The organism is Psychrobacter sp. UBA2514 (assembly GCF_002341255.1).
Classification (GTDB): domain Bacteria; phylum Pseudomonadota; class Gammaproteobacteria; order Pseudomonadales; family Moraxellaceae; genus Psychrobacter; species Psychrobacter pacificensis.
Genome location: NZ_DDNS01000016.1, coordinates 30,044 through 50,040, shown reverse-complemented (window position 1 = coordinate 50,040; position 19,997 = coordinate 30,044). Strand labels below are relative to the sequence as shown.

Genomic DNA, 19,997 nt, shown 5'->3' with positions numbered 1-19,997 from the left:
AATAATAAATGGTTGAAATAATAGTAAACACTAAATGTAATACGCCTATTATATAGACTCATCAACATTGTAATTATTGATATTTGGTAAATCATTTTAAAACTGGCCAAACTATACACTGCCATTAGAAACATGTCCAAAAACAGACAATGTCTACAACAATCTGTAAACAAGTCAGTATACAAGCTGACGACTTTTTACCCACTTGCTGACCATCATAACATGTTAAAATCTGACGTATAAGTTATGGCAAACATAATTATTGATAACAATATATTATCAAACATATCATTATGCAATGCTACTATCTGATATTCGTTGGTACTCGCCAGTCTATCAGCGCCTTAACCAGTACGCTTAAAGCTGTCATTGAACTTATACAAGCGACACATCGTTTGCTAAAGACATACATTAAACGAGCACAAAACGACTTATCATACACAGCGACACTAGGTGATAGATGATAATATTTGATTTTTGCTTAACATGACTTTGCCACTTTTTTTATTTTTACCCTTCAAATTTTCTGCCCATACTTTTTAAGGATAATATTATGAGTAATAAAAATAACCACCCTGATAGTCCAGTTGTCGAAAGCACTGTTGTTAAAGCCAGCGATGCAAAACCACAAGAAATTGCTGAAAACAATGAACCTGCTAAAACTGCTGACGTTAAAGCTGATACTAAGGCAAACGATACCAAGGCTGATAGCACACAAGCTGACAACACAAAAAAAGAAGCGCCAGCTACTAAAAAATCTGACGCTAAAGGAACTGATACCAACGACTCAGAGACTAAAGATACCACTAGCAAACAACCAGATGATGAAAAAGTAGAAACCACAGCAGCTAAAAAACCAGCGACTGCAACTAAAAAAGCGAGTAAAACCAAACCTGCTACAAACCAGAATCGTGTGGCAATCTTAGGTGGTAACCGTATTCCATTTGCTCGCTCAAATGGCTCATACGCTGACGTCAGCAATACAGATATGTTGACTGCGGCTCTAGACGGCTTGGTTGAGCGCTACAACTTACAAGACGAAGTCATCGGCGAAGTGGTCGCTGGTGCCGTTATGAAGCTAAGCCGTGATATCAACCTGACTCGTGAAGCAACATTGAACACAGCGCTGAACCCACACACACCAGCCTATGATATCTCACAAGCGTGCGGAACTGGCCTACAAGCGACCTTTGCTTCTGCGAACAAAATCGCACTGGGTATTATCGATTCAGCCATTACAGGCGGCGTAGATACTACTTCAGATGCGCCTATCGCTATTGGTGATGGTCTGCGTAAAGTACTGATCAAGCTTGGTGCCGCCAAAGACAACAAGCAACGCCTAAAGGCATTGATGGGTCTAAATCCAAAAGACTTGATTGACTCACCGCAAAATGGCGAGCCGCGCACTGGTCTATCGATGGGCGAGCATCAAGCGATTACAGCACTTGAGTGGAACATCACTCGTGAAGCTCAAGACGAGCTTGCCTTTAACAGTCACAAAAACCTAGCACGCGCTTATGACGAAGGTTTCTTTGATGACTTGATCACCCCATACAAAGGTCTGACTCGTGATAACAACTTACGTCCAGACACCACGCTAGAGAAACTGGGTAAGCTAAAGCCCGTATTTGGCAAAAAGAACGCCAATCCAACGATGACTGCTGCCAACTCAACGCCACTGACTGATGGCGCATCTTGTGTCCTATTGGGTACTGATGAATGGGCAAAAGAGCATGGTTTAAAACCACTGGCTTATATCGTGCACCAAGAGACAGCAGCGGTAGACTTTATCGGTAAATCTGGTACTACCGAAGGCTTACTCATGGCACCCGCTTATGCGGTACCACGTATGCTTGAGCGCGCTGGCCTCACGCTACAAGACTTTGATTTCTATGAGATTCATGAAGCGTTTGCCTCACAAGTATTATCGACACTCGCCGCTTGGGAAGATGAGACATTCTGTGAAGAGCGCCTAGGTCTTGATGCGCCACTAGGCTCGATCGATCGCAGCAAGCTAAACGTGAATGGCTCATCGCTAGCAGCAGGTCATCCATTTGCCGCGACCGGTGGTCGTATCTTAGCCACCGCTGCGAAACTACTTGACCAAAAAGGCTCAGGCCGTGCGCTAATCTCTATTTGCGCCGCTGGCGGTCAAGGCGTGACTTGCATCTTAGAAAAATAAGTTCGGTAAGTAACGAATGAAAATGAGTACTTGATTCATCATTTTTATCAGCTCATCTATTCTCATAAAAAATGCCCTTTAAATAGTTAAAGGGCATTTTTTATTGTCTGTACTTTGCTATGATAGAACCGACCTAGATAGTAACCTCTTAAAAAAGCTGACACGCCAAACAAAGGTAATATTTATGGGTAAGACAGAATTTCTACTTAAAAAAAAATTTCTATTAAGAAAAATGAGACAAATCATTTTTGGCTCTGATAAATTGGTAACGACAAAACCCATTACAACCACAGACTTTCAATCACTCACCACCCAGGAGCAATTAGATCAATACAACCGAGAACAAGCCATCTTGGCTGAGCGCATCGAAAAAGACATTCTTGATGATGAGCTACGTCGAAAAATGCATCAAGACCTTATCGATACCTATGATGAAGAGCTAGAAAACGAAATAGATGACTATGCACGTGACTTTCGCTTCAATGGTCGTGAGATGAGTGAGCAAGAAAAACTGGATCGGCGTACTTATTTCCATGAGTTGGTACGATTGCAGCGAGAACTTATCAAGCTGCAAGACTGGGTGGTCGCAAATGGTGAGCGTATCGTCGTTATCTTTGAAGGGCGAGATTCTGCGGGTAAAGGGGGCGCTATCAAACGTATTACCCAAAGGCTAAATCCACGCGTGTGCCGTGTTGCCGCCTTACCTGCTCCTACTGAACGCGAGCAAACCCAGTGGTATTTTCAGCGCTATGTGGCACACTTGCCAGCCGCAGGTGAGATCGTTTTGTTTGATCGCAGTTGGTACAATCGCGGCGGTGTCGAGCGCGTCATGGGCTTTTGTACTGATGAGCAATATGAGGAGTTTTTCCAGTCAGTGCCAGAGTTTGAACGCATGCTTGTGCGATCAGGCATTCGCTTGGTGAAATACTGGTTTTCTATTACTGACGATGAGCAGCATGCACGCTTTATGAGCCGAATATACGATCCGCTAAAACAGTGGAAACTCTCGCCGATGGACTTACAATCCCGTAGGCGCTGGGAAGATTATACCAAAGCAAAAGAGACCATGTTTGAGCGCACTCATATCCCTGAGGCCCCATGGTGGGTAGTTGAAGGCAACAATAAGAAGCGCGCTAGGCTCAACTGTATTGCACATCTGCTCGACCAGATTCCTTATAAAGAGATACCTCGTGAGGAAGTTGAATTGCCCAGTCGCAAACGTGATGACGAATACTACCGCGAGCCTATTCCTGATGATATGTACGTACCGTCGCGCTACTAGCACTCACGGATATATATCCTAAAAAAAGCCTTATACAGTTATAAGGCTTTTTTATTAACCATACAATATAGCCATGATGACCATCGATAAAGACGCCTAGGTTTTTGGGTTAAGTGGTATGGGCTACATGGTATAAGTGGATTGCAGGCTATCTATTTTACCAGCCAATAAACGCTCAACTTCGTTTTTGATTCGTTGTCCTGCGATATCACTACCAATTTGCACAGCAAAGCCTGCTGGTCGACCGCTCTGCGTTTTGGAGTTGATCCAAACAACCTTACCATTCATGGGCAAACGCTCACTAGAGTTGGGCAGTGTAACAGCAATAAAAACTTCATTACCCAGTTGCTGCGGCTGATCAGAGGGCACAAACAAAGCGCCATTATTCACAAAAGACAGATAGCTGGCATACAACGTTTCGATAGTCTCAATATGGCAGGTTAAAATCCCGCCGCGTCCTGGCATTGCCATAATCAGCTTCCTTTATCAATTGGGTCAAATATATTTTTATAAATGATTGTGAGATATAAACAAAAGCGATTTATATCAATAAGTTCCAATAGCTCACAAAGGCTATGTCACCACTCCTACAAGCAGGCCAATTCTTGCATTAGCTTATCATAAGCAAATTTTTCTTGCACATTTTGTTGCAGTGCAACTTTGGTCTGCTGCAAACTATCGCCGAATACTTCTAGGTTGAGAGCATCGGGTTGATAAGAGGCTAATGCTTCTGATAGGTTGATATCTGTTTGTAATTCACTCAGTCCTAGGCAGATGCGCTTTATGTCTAGGAGCATCTGTTCAGACAGTTGAATAAACTCTTTAATACTCAGCTGTTTTTGCCAATAATCACTTGCCGCTACGCTACTACGTTTACCACTTCGCAGTGCCTGCCATGTGGTCAGCCACAGTGCACGTTTGCTGTACCACGGTGCCTGTGCCAATGCTACCGCAGCGAGAGGTGCGCCGTTTGCTAATTGTATCAACTGCTCAATCGCCATCTTACTGACGGCTTCACGATTGATGGTATGACCGAGCGCCTGTGTCACATAATTAACAGCAGTCGCAAGTTCGATCGTCTGTAATGCCAGCTGTTGTACACGGCTCTTGATGGTTGGAAGCAGCTGAGCAGGCGTGTCACTGATTAAAAATAGATGAACTTGCGCTTGCGGCTCCTCCAAGGTTTTGAGTAACGCATTGGCAGCGGCGACGGTCATTTGCTCAGCATGATCTAACACACAGATGCGCATCCCTTGCCCGCCTTGATAAATAAAAGGCTGCAAGGCACGAATGTCATCCACTTTGATTTTAAGCGCGCTGTTGCTGGTGCTCTTAGTGGCTTTTTTGTCTTTTGCGCTGCTTGATTTGTCTTGGAGGGTGTCGCTATCCGCATTGATTGGCATACTCACGATTGGCAGCACTTGCAAGCTTGGGTGAGTACCCGACTTGAGCCATTGACAACTTTCACACGTGCCGCATGCGCCTAGTGGATTCGTATCATGCTCGCGGCATAATAACCAAGCCACCAACCGCCATACAAAGGCGCGTTTACCCATTCCCTGCATACCAGCAGCGAGCAATGCATGCGGCAAGGACTGCTGCGTCAATACTCGCTGAGTCAATTGTGACCACAACGTCTGTTGCCATGGCAATAAGGGCGCAAAATAGATACTGTCTGAACGCTCTTGCGCGCCTACATTTGCTGTCAGATCATTCATAACAATGGCTCTATCACGTTTTTAGATATTTAGGATGCAGCACGCTAACGATACTCTGAATAATGTGCGAGCGCTTGCTCAAACCATTATTTAGCGGGGTTTTGAAAATCAGCCAAGCTCATGGCATTTAAACGGTCTAGATCCTCTTGGGTATCGACACCAGCCGGCAGTTGACAAGCAGCTTCTGCAATGGCGATAAGCTTACCGTTTTCTAGCACTCGTAGCTGCTCTAGGCTTTCAAGCTGCTCAAGTGGCGTCTGTGGCCATGCAACAAACTGCTGTAATAGACTAACGCGGTAAGCATATAAACCCAAATGACGATATGCGTTCTTCGGTGGCTGTCTTTGATTGTCATCCGCCAATACGACATCACGATCACAAGGAATCGGTGCTCGACTAAAATAAAGCGCGCGCTGCAAATTATTCGTATGTTGGCTGACTACCTTTACCACAGAAGGTCGCTGGAATGTATCGTAATCATCGATAGCCTCACAGAGTGTCGCCATGACGCTGGCCTCATCCGCTACCAAAAGCGCCTGCACTTGCTCAAGCAGTAAGGGCGGCACAAGAGGTTCATCACCCTGCATATTGACCACAATATCATGATCAGCCCAGCCTTTGATAGCCGCCACTTCCGCCAAGCGGTCAGTGCCTGAAGCATGCTCGCTACTTGTCATCACAACATCAAAACCGGCATCGATACAGACCTTTGCAATTTGCTCATCATCAGTTGCAATACACATATCGTCAGCAAAGGTTGCTGTTTTTGCCTTTTCAGCCACCCAAAGTATCATCGGTTTGCCATGAATGCTCAATAATGGCTTACCGGGTAACCGTGTGCTCTTAAAGCGTGCAGGAATCACAATATGGGTTTTGGCAGGTGTGGTGACAAGCGACATGGTTTATTCCTAAAAATTGTGTCAGTTTGACGTATTGACTATTATCTATGATGGCGTTTTTGTACCAACATCAGAGTCAGCCTCAATACCCAAAGCTTTTAATTGCTGGTTTAGATTATCATAACAGTTATCGGATAATACGGCCGTCACAGGCAAAACCCACAACCTGCTAACGAGCTGTGCATACTCATCACTTGATGCTTGCTCCGCCGTATAGTCTGACAACAATGCTTTTATTTTTACCGCATCTTTACTGGTAACGACGATAGGATAATCGCTGTATTGTAAAAGCTCAGCCAAACTAAAGTCATAGTGATCAGGATAAGGATGCCCTATCACGTCAAAACCAAGAGACTCCAACGTATCAAAAAAACGCTGTGGATAGCCGATACCACTGACTGCGTGTACTCTACTATTGCTGGCAGGAACGACATTATCTATTTGCTTAATAGGTGATTGAGGACTCCATAGATGTTGCAATTCATCAGCTTGCAAATGCATGGTCAAGTGCTCAGGAGGGTGTGAATTTTTACTGCTTTCATGATAATGCGACAAGTCTGTTTTTGGCTTGTCATGATAAATCACATGAGCACCTTCTAGTCGTGACATTGGCTCACGCAAAAATCCGGTTGGCAATAATTGCTCATTACCAAACCCTCGCGCGGCATCTACCACAATCCACTCTATATCCCGCTTGAGCGCATAATGTTGCAAACCATCGTCAGCGATAATCAATTGCAAATCAGGTTCAGCATCCAACAAGGTAGTAATCGCTTGCTGACGATTCGGGCATACTGCCATGGCAACGCCTGTCATATGAACAATCAAACATGGCTCGTCGCCTACTACGTTAGGCAAACTGGTGGCATTGACCAATGCTGGCATTTGGCTCGTATCGCCACCATAACCGCGGCTGATGACGCCGACTTTTATGCCTCGTTTTTGCAAGTGATTGACCAAGGCGATAATTAACGGTGTTTTGCCGCTACCGCCCACACTGATATTACCAATGACCATGACGGGTATAGGTGCGCGATAACTTGATAGCAGCCCAACTTTATAGGCGTGACGACGAAGCAAGGTGATTAGTCCATAAAGCCAGCTAATAGGTAGCAACAGCCATAACCAAGCGGCCTTACGTTGCCATGCATTAGTAATTATCGTCTCAATACTCATGAATAATTGCCATGTATCCTATCGATTCGCTGCTTAGGCGTTGACGCTTTATCAAATAAATCTATTCTACTCAAAGTCTCGAGCATACATTTGCGCATAATGGCCTTGCAGCTGCATCAGCTCATTATGGGTACCAAGCTCAACTATCTGACCACCATCCATCACAGCAATACGATCCGCAGATTCAATAGTCGTTAAGCGGTGCGCAATCACTAGCGTCGTACGGTTTTTCATGACGTTATCGAGCGCTTGCTGAATATAATACTCTGACTCATTATCAAGCGCACTGGTGGCTTCATCCAAAATCAGAATCGGCGCATCTTTTAACAGCGCACGAGCAATAGATAGTCGTTGACGCTGGCCGCCAGACAGCTGGAGCCCTTCGGCCCCAATCTCGCTTTGATAGCCGTTTGGCATTTTCATGATAAAGTCATGCGCGAAAGCCGCTTTTGCAGCCTCCTCGACCTCAGCTTGGCTCTTGTTGGCCAATCCCCCATAAGCAATGTTATTAAATACTGTGGTATTAAATAGTACGACTTGCTGATTCACCATCGCAATTTGTGCGCGCAAGCTCTCTAGCTTAATCTGGTCTATCGGCACACCATCTAAAGTAATTTGCCCAGAAGATGTCTCCAGAGTACGCGTTAAAAGATTCACTAAGGAGGACTTACCTGCTCCACTTCGTCCTACCAATGCAACCGTCTCACCTGCTTTTATATTTAACGTAAAATCACGTAGAGCAACTGTCGAATCTGGATATACCAAACTGATATTATCCAAAGACATCTGACCAGATAACGCCTTGCTGATAGTGCCTGTATCTTCCTCTTCTGGCTCATCAAGTAATGCAAAAATCGACTCACCAGCAGCAATACCTTTTTGCAGTTTTTGATTGACATCAGTCAATGAACGGACCGGCTTACTCAGTAAACCCGCCGCTGCAATATAGGATATGAACTCACCTGCTGAAATACCGCTAATAACTGAAGGTCTCAATGCAAGCCATACCACCACCGACATCGCTATCGCCATCAGCAGCTGTACTGCTGGGGTATTGATGCTATTGGTGACGACCACCTTCATGCCTTGACGTAAGTTCTTTTTTGAAGTCTTATCAAAGCGCTCGGCTTCATATGCTTGTCCGCCATAATTCTTTACCACCTGATAGCCACTGATGACCTCATTGGTAATATGACTGACACTACCCATCGTTTTTTGGATACCTTTAGAGAGCTTAAGATAACGCTTGGAGGCAATGCGAATGAGCCATAGTATTGGTGGCAATACGACAAATAGGATTAGAGTCAAGCGCCAGTTGCTATAAAGCAAAAACCCTATCAATGCCACAACCGTCAAACCATCACGCAGCAAGGTCTTCATTGAGTCTGTACTGGCAGCAGTGACTTGCTCAACATCAAATATCAACTTGGATGAGATCGTACCAGCAGGATTGGCCAAATAGAATGAACTTGGCAAGCGCAGTAGCTTATTAAAAACCTCGACCCGCAGCTCATAAACCAAATTACGTGAGACCAAAGCCGAGTAATAGTTACCCAAAAAACTGCCCAAACCGCGTACGAAAAATAGCGCAATGATGAGTAATGGAAATAACGCCTGTTTGCTTCGATCACTTTGGTTAATGGCATCAGTAATGTATTGCAACAGCTTGGCAATCCAAATCTCAGTTCCTGCGTTGATAGCAAAGCCCAAAACAGTCAGTAGCAAAGCCCACCAATACGGTTTTAGATATTTTAATAGACGCAGTAAAGTTTTACTTTTTGGCGGATTAGACGGGGCTGCTGAAGGTTTTTTAGCAGAAGGTTTTGTAGAGTCAGGTGTATAAGCTTGGCTCATAAAAGCCTCAATGTAGGTGTCATGACATGAATGGGCTGTGCTTGATACACAGTTTATAGTAATGATGCGGCAAATATTATTGCGGCAAAGTTTGACCAAGTGGGACAACGGTGCTGATATTTAAGTTCAAAAATCCGAGTTTACCAGCAACATCCATCACCCGTACGACCGATTGATGGGTAGCGTTGGCATCCGCTGCGATGACAAATAGCATATCGCGATTGCTTCCTGCTTCTTGCTGCAACATGCTGGTCAGTTCAGCCTCGTTACTACTAGCAAGCGTAATACCATTCACCAAATAACTGCCATCTTCTTGTACAGCTACTTCTATACTATTTTTTTGCTCTGTCTGCGCCACACCTTCTGCTTCAGGAAGGATAATATTTAAACGACTAAAATGATTAAAAGAAGTAGCCAGTAGTAAAAAGACGATTAAAAACAATAAGCAATCAATCATGGGCGTCAGATTAATTTCAAGCGGCTCAACAGTCGGTTTTCTAAAGCGCATATGAATCTCTTCTACTTACCTGCTATTACGAACGTACTTTGAGCATCAAACTCAGGATCAAAACTATGACAATTATATTGTCGCCATATTGATTTTATCTACATCTAATCGATCAGTAGCACGCTCATCAATAGTAGTCATACTATTAGCAGGTGCCGCTACGTAAGTATTGTCGAGCAATTGGTAGTCGTATAGCTCTTGAATCATCAGCCCTGCTTGAGTCTCGAACTGTGCATTGATGTCGATGATACGCCGCTGAAAGTATCGATACGCGACAAGCGCTGGGATGGCGACGATCATACCAGCAGCCGTGGTAATTAGCGCTTGTGAGACACCAGCAGCAAGCATTGTTGGATCTTGCATCGCACCATCAGTAATCGCTAAGAATGAAGAAATAATACCTAATACCGTACCTAATAATCCAAGCAATGGCGCAATGGCACCAATTGTACCCAACATATTGATATTTTTTTCTAGCTGGTGGACTTGTACGCTAGCACGATTTTGCATATGCATGGTCATAGACTCTAGGCCGTACTGACGATAGAGCAGCCCCGTTGCCAAAATATCACCAAGCGCCGTCTTCTCTTTGACATTCATCAATTGTGTACGGCCGATATCGCCATTTTCGCGTAGGCGAGTGATGAGCTGCTCACGCAGTCTGCTAGGCACAGTCTTGCTAAATTGCAATGTATGACTACGCTCAATAATGATAACCAATGCCAATATAGAGCAGACGACAATAGGTGTCATTAGCCAGCCGCCTGCCTTTACTAACTCCCACATATTTGCTCTCTTCCATATTTTTAAAAACAGTTGTTACGTAGATGGATTTATACGTAAATAGTCGTTACTAATAAATCAGTCCTACTAGCTTGCGTATTGTCTTAAGCCTATGCTTCTATGTGTTTAATCAAAGCAGCTAACTGGTCTTGACTGTGAAAAAAGATCTCAACACTACCCTGCCCGTCTTTTTTGTGCTTAAGCTTGACTTCAGCACCCAACATATCTGTCAATCTTTGCGTGAGACGCTCTTCGTCACGAGACTGTGCTTGTTCGACACGGTTGGCCTTGGGTATAGGGTTCAAAATGGATTTGACCAGCTTTTCAGCTTCTCGCACCGTCATACCGCCATCGATGATTTTTTGTGCAATGATTGGCTGCTGCTCAGAAGACAATGCTAAAAGCGTTCGAGCGTGACCCATGTCTAGTGCGCTATTTGCCAAATGATCTTTTACCGTATCATGCAATTGATTTAGGCGTAGTAAATTCGATACCGTTGTACGCGCCTTGCCCACCACTTCAGCAATCATCGCATGGCTCATACCAAACTCTGTATGAAAGCGCTGCAACGCGGCTGCCTGCTCGATCACAGACAAATCTTCACGCTGGATATTCTCAATTAAGGCCAGTGCAATAGCAAGCTCATCAGATAACGCACGCTCAATCGCTGGAATAACCGACTTGCCCGCCATTTTTGCCGCGCGCCAGCGACGTTCGCCAGCGATAATTTCATGAGTGACAAATGCTTCACTCTTATCTTCATTGGCGAGCAATGGGCGGATAACGATGGGCTGCATCACGCCATGCTGCTCAATAGAAGATGCCAATTCTGCCAGTGCCGTTTCACTCATGTCACGGCGCGGTTGATACTTACCTGCTTGTAGACGCGTGACATCAATCTGCACGAGGCTGATTTGATCCTCTGAAGCGTTTACGTCTGTGCTATTACCACGCGTTTTGTTGATAGCCGTCTTGCTTGTCACACGTGATGAACGAGTGCTATTACTGACAGTAGTGTCATTATCAGTGGATTTTGCAGCCGATTTTTTACTGGCTTTGGGCGCAGCCGCATCGTCGGGGGCAGTTTTCACAGGCATGTTGCTATCTAGCGTTTCAGCTGGCACGGCCACATCGCGTGCAGCCATATCATCTTGCAAGGCAGAGGCGGTGATTTGCTTTTCTTTCTTGATTGACCCTAATAAGGCATCTAAGCCTCGATTGGCAGCCAACCCTCTTTTCTTCGCCATGATTACCTATCCTCTAACGCTAAAATAAAAGCCAATTGATTACTGCTGCGGCTTACTAAATACAATGTTAAGTGCTTTATTGTTCGAAAGCTTTTATAGAAAAACTAGCTACTTTGCTTCATCACTTCAGCGGCCAATTTTTGATAGGCGCGCGCGCCTTTTGACCATCTCTCATAAGCAATCACTGGCAGACCATGCGCGGGTGCTTCTGCTAGGCGAATGTTTCTTGGGATATGAGTCTTATACATAATATCGCCAAAGTGCGCTTCTAATTCAGCAGACACATCACGGGCAAGCGTGTTACGCGCATCAAACAGCGTTCTCACAACACCGCGAATGTATAACTTAGGGTTTAATTCAGTAAGACGCTCAATCGTCTGTGATAAATCTGCTAGCCCTTCTAGTGCATAATATTCACACTGCATTGGGATAATCACACTATCAGTTGCAACCAAGGCATTAATCGTCAGTAGGTTCAAACTGGGTGCACAGTCTATAATCACGTAATCGTATGGCGGCTGTTGCGAGGATGTCTGCGCATCAACCAGATTTTTCATCGCCGTTTTGAACAGCTCGTGACTGTCCGTTTTACTCATCAATGTGATGTCCATACCAGCCAAATCACGATTGGCACCGATCACATCAAACCCTGCCGGACTGGTCACAATGGCTTCTGACAGCGCTACACCATCCAGTAAAACATCGGCTATGGTAAGCGTCAGCTCGTTTTTGTCGACACCCGTACCGCTGGTTGCATTGCCCTGTGGGTCTAAGTCAATCAGTAGTACGTGCTTGCGCTTAGCAGCTAAACTGGCGGTCAAGTTTACCGCCGTCGTGGTTTTGCCCACGCCGCCTTTTTGATTCGCAATTGCTATGATTTCCATACACTCACTCAATTTTATTAAGGTCTGTTACTGACTTTTTCTTTTAATTTATTTGCCGCTCAATCTTATATGCTTATGCAGTGCTACTAAATCAGCGCTTCATGAAAGGCAGCCATTTATAAAAAAATTCTTTTATAAATTACCCAATTTTCGTTTGTATATTTTCAGTGCCTTTTAAATACTATGCCATTTAGGTACAAACGTAAACTGCGTTTCACAAAAAACGACTGCTGTTTCATGACTGGGAAGTATCTACCTTTCAGGCATTTTTAGCAGACATTTCAATCAAATGACGACTATCATGCAGACACGGCACTGTCAGCTTAATCGTCTTAATATGCCAATCACTATCAAGCGCTTGTAGCTCTTCATCGCTCGGCGCTTTGCCTTTCATAGCACACAAATAACCGTCATCTGCCAATCTCGGCTGCGCTACTTCAACAAAATCTATCAAACTGGCAAACGCTCTAGACGTCACCACATCATAGCTGGCTTCGTGCGCTTCGATACGCGAAGCGATCGGTTGCATATTACGTAAGCCAAGCTCACTGCTGATCTGCTTAATAAAGCGAATCTTTTTTTGATTACTATCAAGGGCGGTACACGAGCGCTCAGGCTGACAAATCGCAATAATCACCGCAGGCAACCCTGCACCTGTACCGATATCAAGCAGCGACCCTGTCGGCAAATGCGTTATAATAGACAAGCAATCAATCACATGTTTGATCAGCGCTTCTTCTGGATCGGTGATGGCGGTCAGATTATACGCTTTATTCCACAACAAAAGCTGGTCTAAGTATAATAATAACGTGCGCTGCTGTTTCTCACTTAGTGATAGACTTAGCTCATTTACGGCTTGGGCTAAGATACTGGCCAGCTTTGGCAATTGTGAGCCAAGCTTCACAAAGCCAGTCGGATCAATATTGATATTACCCGTGCTAGTAGACGACGAAGAGGTTTTAGCGGAAGCTGACATACAACGAGTTATCCAGTTTTGACATGTGAACCGCCTATTTTATCATGCAGTCTGCTCATTGAATAGTTGCAGATTGCGCCAATGTGGGACATCTTATACTATCTGCACGGTTTGTGAGGCGTTATTCTACTTTAATAGCGCAAAACTTCCGCTTAATTTATGCTCCAGTCGCCTATTGCTACATAGTTATCTCACCATGATACAAAAGTATGCTCAATGATTTCGCTAAATTGTGGCCATATCTTGTAAGATATTCTGCTTGATTATAAAAATCTAAGAAGCGCTTTTTTATAATACCGTACTGCTTCTTTAACTCTGTTACTATTGCTAAGATGATCTCTTAAACGCCTATGACCGAACGACCCTACCCCCTTATGTCTCAAATATCAAAAGACGCTAATAATATGGTACCACCTACCGCTGACTCACAAGACGATAAACCAGTAATATCTAACGCCCCAAATCCTATTTTTACTGAGGTTCAAAAAAGCTGCCGTATTTCGGCTGAGCAACTAAAACGCTATAGCGACCCTGATGAGCTGCCTACAGACACACGTACTGCGCCTGACTTAGATGTTGGCTTCGGTCAACAGCGTGCGCTCAAAGCCCTGCACACAGCGCTAGACATCAAAGCAAGTGGCTATCATGTGTTTGCTGCTGGCGAGAACGGCTTGGGTAAGCGTACCGTCATCAGTCGCCTGTTGGCCCGTATTGCCGCCGACGCACCAACGCCTGATGATTGGGTTTATGTGCACAATTTTACCGATCCGCGTACGCCACAGGCTCTACGTCTACCTGCAGGGCAAGCTGCCTTGCTACAACAGCAGGTCAATAACTTGTGGCAACAGGCAAAAAAGCGACTAAGCCAACGCTTTCGTAGCGACCAATACCAAAGTAAAATCGAAGCGATTAAAAATAATACGCATCAAAAAGAGAGTCATGCTTACGACGCGCTAAACGCTGAGGGCAAACAGTATGACCTCGCCTTGACGTTTCGCTCGTTTGATAACAAGGCAGTTTTCGTCCATCCCAGTCAGTTGACGACAGACAGTAGTAGCGACCCTGTAAAGGCTTCAGAATCATCTAGCAACAGTGCAAATTCGTCGCCAAGAAATGATAACGAAAAAGCCAATATATTGAGCAACGATAAGACTAACCATGATGAAGAGCAAAACAACGCTCAAAATTCTGAGTATGGTAACAGTGAGTACGAGGCTGAGTTAAATAACTTTGTCCAAAAAAACCATATGCAAAAGCGCCTCAGTCAGCTAACCATTGCGTTGGAGCAGTTAGAAGACGAAGCCAACGATGCGATAGAATCACTGCATCGCAGTATCGCACGCCGTGCACTACAGCCTTTGTTCGCGCCTGTTTATGAGCAATTTGCCACGCACCCACTTGTGGTTGACTATCTCAAAGCCATATTTGCCGATATGGTTACTCATGTAGAGCGTATCGTTAACGGCGATGACGAAGAGTTTGTGACGGCTGTATTGACCACAACACCCAGCCGTTACGCGGTCAATGTCATTGTCAGTCACGCACCAGACAGTGGCGCGCCTGTTGTCTTTGAAGACTTACCAACCCATCTAAACTTATTGGGTCATGTTGAGCAAATCACTCAATTAGGGACAGTAACGACTGATGTCAGTATGATTCGCGCAGGTGCCCTACACCGTGCCAATGGCGGCTATCTGCTGCTAGAAGCCAGCCATTTACTTGAGCATCCTTATGCATGGCAAGGTCTAAAGCGCGCGCTACAGTCACGCAAAATTAAGCTCTCAAGCCTTGAGCAAATGCTAACGCTAACAGGTAGCTTGTCTTTATCACCAGCGCCCATTGATCTTGATATCAAAGTGATCTTATTAGGTGAAGCAGACTTATATTATGAGCTGCTTGAGCTTGAGCCTGAGTTTGATGCAGTGTTTAAAGTTCGCGCGGACTTTCATGATGATGTGACGCGCACCAGCGAGCATGAATTGGCACTGGTAGCGAAAATGGCAGACATCATCGATTATGCTGATCTCTATCCATTCGATAGTAGCGCGCAAGCCACGTTGCTTGAGCATTTAAGCTTGCAAGCTGAAGAGCAGGACCGTTTAAGCCTACACAGTGATTTGTTGATTAAACTGTTGCATGAATCAAACCGTCACGCTCGTTTAAATGATGAGATAATGGTGACAGCAGATCATGTCACTCAGGCAATTGACGACATGGATGAGCGCTCAGGATATTTGCGCGATCTATACTGGGACGAACTCAAAAACGGCCAGCAGCTGATTCAAACCCAAGGTAGTGCAGTTGGGCAAGTCAACGCCCTGACCGTCGTCAGCTATGCCGATAGTGAGTTTGGCATGCCAGCGCGCCTCACTGCCGTTATTCAGCCCAATATTGGCGCAGGTGAAATCCTTGATATCGAGCGTGATGTAGACTTGGGTGGTAGCTTGCACGCCAAGGGTATGTTGATCATGACCAGTTATTTGCGCGCGTTATTTAGCCAACACCATGCACTAAACTTCAGCGCTTCGCTCGCGTTTGAACAAAGCTACGCCCATATCGATGGTGATAGTGCCACCGTTAGCGAAGGTTGTGCGCTACTATCCGCTTTAGCAAATGTCCCTATTGATCAATCCTTTGCCATTACTGGTTCTATGAATCAGCTGGGCGAAGTACAAGCGGTTGGTGGTATCAATGCCAAAATCGCCGGCTTTTTTGATGCGTGCCGTGAGCAAGAGTTGACGGGCGCTCAAGGCGTGGTCATTCCAATGGCCAATGTCAAACAACTCATGCTACGCGACGATATCATTGCTGCGGTAAAAGACGGCGACTTCCATATTTATGGCGTTTATACCTTGAGTGAAGCATTGACCTTGATGACAGGCCTACCCATCGATACCATGAATAAAAAAGGTCGCTACCGCAAGGACACCCTATTTGGCAAAGTCCTAAATCGTCTGATGTTATGGGATGAGAACCAAGACGGCGACGATGAGGTAGATGATAAAAAGTCAAAAAAGAAAGAGAAGAAAAAACGCAAAGCCAAGCGCCAAAAAAAAGAGGACAAAATAGAAAAAGAAAATCGCAAAGGCGAAAATAACGATAGTGACGTCACTGACAACCGTGAGCACAGTGAAGCTTAAAGTGTCAATGACAACACACCAAAATGATAATTAGGACGTGTTTAGACGGTGCTTAAACGGCGCCTAAACGATGTCTAAATGTATACGAACGTCCCTAGACGCTTTGATACTTTTCTGAGATGATAAACAACCAGCCAAAATCTGTAGAACAATAACCTGTGACTTTATAAAGGGTATTTTTTGATGACTGTACATTCTACTAATGCCAATAACCTTCAAGCTCAATCAGATTCTGATGAGCAAGCAGTTGCAATAGAGGCGGCAGAAAATGATGTGTTAAAAGAGACCCAGGATAATCGTTATGGGGCAGCGACAACGGCTCGTCAATGGCAAGTACTGTCACAGCTACAGCGCAATCGCTGGGTAGGTACGACTCATATTTATGAACAGCTCATGATGGCCGGTTTTGACATCAGCCTGCGTACCGTGCAACGTGATTTGAACGCATTGGCCAAACGCTTTCCTATCGAAAAAAACAACGCCAATCCACAAGGTTGGCGCTGGAAGGAAGATGCACCGCTGCAAAGCTTGCCGCATATGAATCTATCGCAGGCAGTTGCTTTTAATATGGTCGAGGCCAATCTCACTCAGCTATTGCCGCCTGTGATTTTAGATGAGCTATTTCCGTGGTTTGATCTAGCAAGACGACAGCTCAAAAACAGTAAAGTCACGCATTCATGGATAGACCGTGTACGTATCGAGCCTGCGACCCAGCCACTTATTGCCCCAGATATAGATTTAGATAGCAAAGACAACATTTACCATGCATTGTTTTATCAGCTGCAAATTAATGCTTGCTACACTCGCAGCAATAAATCAGAGGCCAGCGAATATACGCTAAACCCTATTGCTATCATTCAGCGTGGCGTGATTATTTATCTACTGGCGACTCGTACCGATGACCCCGATGCCACCATTCGTACCTTTGCGCTACATCGATTTGATAGAGTCGAGATTTTAGAGAGCGCAGCAAAGACACCAGATAACTTTCAGCTCGATACGTATTTGGATGAAGGCAGTATGGGCTTTAGTCATCCATTATTTGGTGAGTTGGCTGAGCGTGGTAAAAACACAGCCGTTGAGCTAAAATTTACCCAAAAAGCAGGCCGAAGCCTCACTGAGAGCAAGCTGAGTGATGATCAAATCGTCACATCAAACGACGACGACACCCTAACAATAAAAGCGACCGTTAATTTGACCTCACAGCTGGTTTGGTGGTTACGTGGTTTTGGCAGTGGACTGTTAGACGCCAAGCCTGCACTCCTTTATCAAGCGGTATTGGACCAACCTGCAATGACAAACAACGAATAACACTCGAATGACACTAATCGTTAACCACTAAAAATTAAAAAAGGAATATTATGCCAACCGCTGCCCCATCACCGCTGCTTTCCGACAGTTTAAGAGGACTGGGCTTGGATACGGGAACGTTATTTTTTGCGCTCAACTATGAATTTACTAAGATCGAGCCAAAAGGGTTGTTTAAACGTTTTAAAAAGGACAAAAGCGCGGTAGATATCGACTTGGCTTGTGTATTATATGATGACAATTGCATCATTAGTGATATTGTCTGGTTCAAACAATTACGTGACAAAGCTGAATCCGTCAAGCACCAAGGAGACAGTCTAAATGGCAAGGATCGCGGAGAGCAAGCCATGTATTTGGCTCCGCTTGATCAAGAACAAATCAGACTAGAGCTAGCAGAAATTCCCTTACATATCACTCATATCGCTTTGATTGCCAACTCCTATCACGGGCACTCACTCTCTAGGGTTAAAAAAGGTGAGATTCATTTGAGTGATGATGAGGGTAACCGCTGTTTTGAAGTCAACCTAAAGCAGCTCCCACGTGATTGTAAAACGCTTTGGGTGGCTCATTTGCGCCGATCCGTTGATGACTGGCATTTAACCCTACAAAATTTACCACTGAGCGCAGAAGATCTCTCAAAAGCGGCGCAAGAAGTTGCGCATGAATTGGCACGGGCGCTACCGATTCCTCAAGGAATATAGCGTCAGTCGATCATAAAATCTAAAAAGGGTACTGCATCTCAACCACACAGTACCCTTTTATGTTTCCTGACAAATATACTTGTTTCTAGAAATCTTAAGCATAAATTTCTATGATTGCCTGATAGATACTAAGCTATAAAACCTCACCGCAATGCGGGCAAAAATTCTTTTGACGCACCTCCACTTCTTTTTCGCGCCGCTCAAGCTCTTGCTCACGTAGCACTTGCAGTACAATATTTTGTGCTTGCTCTTTATCCAGTCCCAACTCTCGGCGAATCTTGTCAATCATCATCTGATTTTGTACCAAATCAAAATCACTATCGATCAGCTGCTCACGAAAATGCTGCTCCAGCTCTTCACGGCGTTGTACCAATTCATTTGCCAGACCTGTCGCCAGAATACCTGCAGGCAGTGCCGCCAAACCCACACCCAATATCGTAATAATAGCACCCAATATCTTGCCAGCATTAGTGATTGGTGTGACATCTCCATAACCCACGGTCGTGAGCGTTACTACAGCCCACCACATCGCCTTGGGTATTGACTCAAACTCTTCTGGCTGCGCATGGTTTTCGACCAAATAAATGCCACTCGAGGCAGTCACAATCATAATAATCAATATAAAAATAACCGCTTGGAACGAACCGCGCTCTTTACTGATGACCACTAGCAGGATACGCATGGACGCAAAATAGCGGGTCAGTTTGAGAATACGGAACAAACGCAAAATACGTAAGAAACGCAGATCAATATTGACGAAGAAATTTAAGAAGGCTGGAACAATGGCTACCAAGTCAATGAGTGCGGAAGGACTTCTGATCCAATCCCAACGCTGTTTCCACGTTGTATTGTCCGGTTTGGCTTCAGCAACACTCCATAGTCGCAGCAAATATTCAATAGAAAAGACCACAATAGAGAAGTTTTCAAACCAAGTAAAATAATTTTGATAAGGGTAGTACCAGCTGTCAACTGACTCAGCAATCACAGCTGCCACATTGGTCATAATCAAAAATATGAGAAAATAATCAATATAGCGGCTAAATAAAGTGTCATGTTCATCATTTTGCAACGTATCATAAACAAAATGACGTAAGCGCCTTATAGATTGGAGTAGCATGCCGTCCCTATTCGGTGAAATACCGGTATTATATAAATAAAATAAATTAACTGCCTTGCAAGGTGTTCAAGCGCTCTATCATCAAAAGCGCACGCTTTATTCAATGCGCTTTTATCAATGCACTTTGATCAATACGAAAATATCAACTATTTGACATGACCCAGCATGGCATTGGCTTATCGCCTGTTCATCAGCAGCCGCTATAGTCAATCAATATTAAAA

The 19,997-nt window shown here is 44.6% G+C and carries 16 protein-coding genes; 5 read left to right on the top strand and 11 right to left on the bottom strand.

All coding sequences use genetic code 11. The features are described 5' to 3' along the window. The first annotated feature begins 553 nt into the window (after nt 1-553). Together B3V51_RS05920 and ppk2 are read left to right on the top strand one after the other, a co-directional pair. The gene (locus B3V51_RS05920) at nt 554-2,182 is read left to right on the top strand and encodes an acetyl-CoA C-acetyltransferase (protein WP_286708103.1); all 1,629 of its coding nucleotides are present in this window, start codon (nt 554-556) and stop codon (nt 2,180-2,182) included. Nucleotides 2,183-2,414: 232 nt separating this feature from the next. After that, the gene (gene ppk2, locus B3V51_RS05915; RefSeq protein WP_228724600.1) at nt 2,415-3,464 is read left to right on the top strand and encodes a polyphosphate kinase 2; all 1,050 of its coding nucleotides are present in this window, start codon (nt 2,415-2,417) and stop codon (nt 3,462-3,464) included. A 123-nt stretch (nt 3,465-3,587) separates the two neighbouring features. On the opposite strand, the gene B3V51_RS05910 is transcribed toward ppk2, so the two are convergent. The 10 genes from B3V51_RS05910 to rsmG all read right to left on the bottom strand — a co-directional run bounded on the left by B3V51_RS05910 (nt 3,588) and on the right by rsmG (nt 13,509). Continuing rightward, nucleotides 3,588-3,935 carry a PilZ domain-containing protein gene (locus tag B3V51_RS05910; protein ID WP_058024954.1) on the bottom strand — a complete coding sequence of 116 codons (348 nt, stop codon included), beginning with the start codon at nt 3,933-3,935 and terminating at the stop codon, nt 3,588-3,590. 116 nt (nt 3,936-4,051) lie between these two features. Continuing rightward, nucleotides 4,052-5,182, bottom strand: coding sequence for a DNA polymerase III subunit delta' (locus B3V51_RS05905; protein WP_286708102.1), 1,131 nt, complete (start codon nt 5,180-5,182; stop codon nt 4,052-4,054). 86 nt (nt 5,183-5,268) lie between these two features. Then, nucleotides 5,269-6,081, bottom strand: coding sequence for a 3-deoxy-manno-octulosonate cytidylyltransferase (gene kdsB / locus B3V51_RS05900; RefSeq protein WP_286708101.1), 813 nt, complete (start codon nt 6,079-6,081; stop codon nt 5,269-5,271). Nucleotides 6,082-6,126: 45 nt separating this feature from the next. Beyond that, entirely contained in the window at nt 6,127-7,257 is a 1,131-nt protein-coding gene (gene lpxK, locus B3V51_RS05895) for a tetraacyldisaccharide 4'-kinase (protein ID WP_286708100.1), read from the bottom strand. 66 nt (nt 7,258-7,323) lie between these two features. Beyond that, complete coding sequence (gene msbA, locus B3V51_RS05890) at nt 7,324-9,111, bottom strand: lipid A export permease/ATP-binding protein MsbA (protein WP_071001355.1); 1,788 nt, start codon at nt 9,109-9,111, stop codon at nt 7,324-7,326. A 76-nt stretch (nt 9,112-9,187) separates the two neighbouring features. Beyond that, on the bottom strand, nt 9,188-9,619 hold the full coding sequence (locus B3V51_RS05885; protein ID WP_058024949.1) for an ExbD/TolR family protein: 432 nt from the start codon (nt 9,617-9,619) through the stop codon (nt 9,188-9,190). Nucleotides 9,620-9,691: 72 nt separating this feature from the next. After that, nucleotides 9,692-10,405 carry a MotA/TolQ/ExbB proton channel family protein gene (locus B3V51_RS05880; RefSeq protein ID WP_286708099.1) on the bottom strand — a complete coding sequence of 238 codons (714 nt, stop codon included), beginning with the start codon at nt 10,403-10,405 and terminating at the stop codon, nt 9,692-9,694. A gap of 107 nt (nt 10,406-10,512) precedes the next feature. Further along, nucleotides 10,513-11,649, bottom strand: coding sequence for a ParB/RepB/Spo0J family partition protein (locus B3V51_RS05875; RefSeq protein WP_286708098.1), 1,137 nt, complete (start codon nt 11,647-11,649; stop codon nt 10,513-10,515). Between the two features lie 104 nt (nt 11,650-11,753). Beyond that, entirely contained in the window at nt 11,754-12,533 is a 780-nt protein-coding gene (locus B3V51_RS05870; protein ID WP_186474724.1) for a ParA family protein, read from the bottom strand. 259 nt (nt 12,534-12,792) lie between these two features. Continuing rightward, entirely contained in the window at nt 12,793-13,509 is a 717-nt protein-coding gene (gene rsmG, locus B3V51_RS05865; protein ID WP_286708097.1) for a 16S rRNA (guanine(527)-N(7))-methyltransferase RsmG, read from the bottom strand. Nucleotides 13,510-13,883: 374 nt separating this feature from the next. Between rsmG and B3V51_RS05860 the strand changes: the two genes are divergently transcribed. The 3 genes from B3V51_RS05860 (at nt 13,884) to B3V51_RS05850 (ending at nt 18,658) form a co-directional block, all read left to right on the top strand. Then, on the top strand, nt 13,884-16,649 hold the full coding sequence (locus B3V51_RS05860; protein WP_414706366.1) for an AAA family ATPase: 2,766 nt from the start codon (nt 13,884-13,886) through the stop codon (nt 16,647-16,649). A gap of 183 nt (nt 16,650-16,832) precedes the next feature. Further along, nucleotides 16,833-17,960, top strand: a complete 1,128-nt coding sequence (locus B3V51_RS05855) for a helix-turn-helix transcriptional regulator (RefSeq protein WP_071001349.1) — start codon at nt 16,833-16,835, stop codon at nt 17,958-17,960. 50 nt (nt 17,961-18,010) lie between these two features. Continuing rightward, nucleotides 18,011-18,658: a TerD family protein gene (locus tag B3V51_RS05850; RefSeq protein WP_071001348.1), complete on the top strand. Its 648-nt coding sequence runs from the start codon at nt 18,011-18,013 to the stop codon at nt 18,656-18,658. Nucleotides 18,659-18,791: 133 nt separating this feature from the next. Here the strand turns inward: B3V51_RS05850 and B3V51_RS05845 are convergent, their stop codons facing one another. Next, nucleotides 18,792-19,775 (bottom strand): ion transporter, encoded by a 984-nt coding sequence (locus B3V51_RS05845; RefSeq protein ID WP_212563654.1) that lies wholly within the window; start codon nt 19,773-19,775, stop codon nt 18,792-18,794. Between the last annotated feature and the right edge of the window lie 222 nt (nt 19,776-19,997).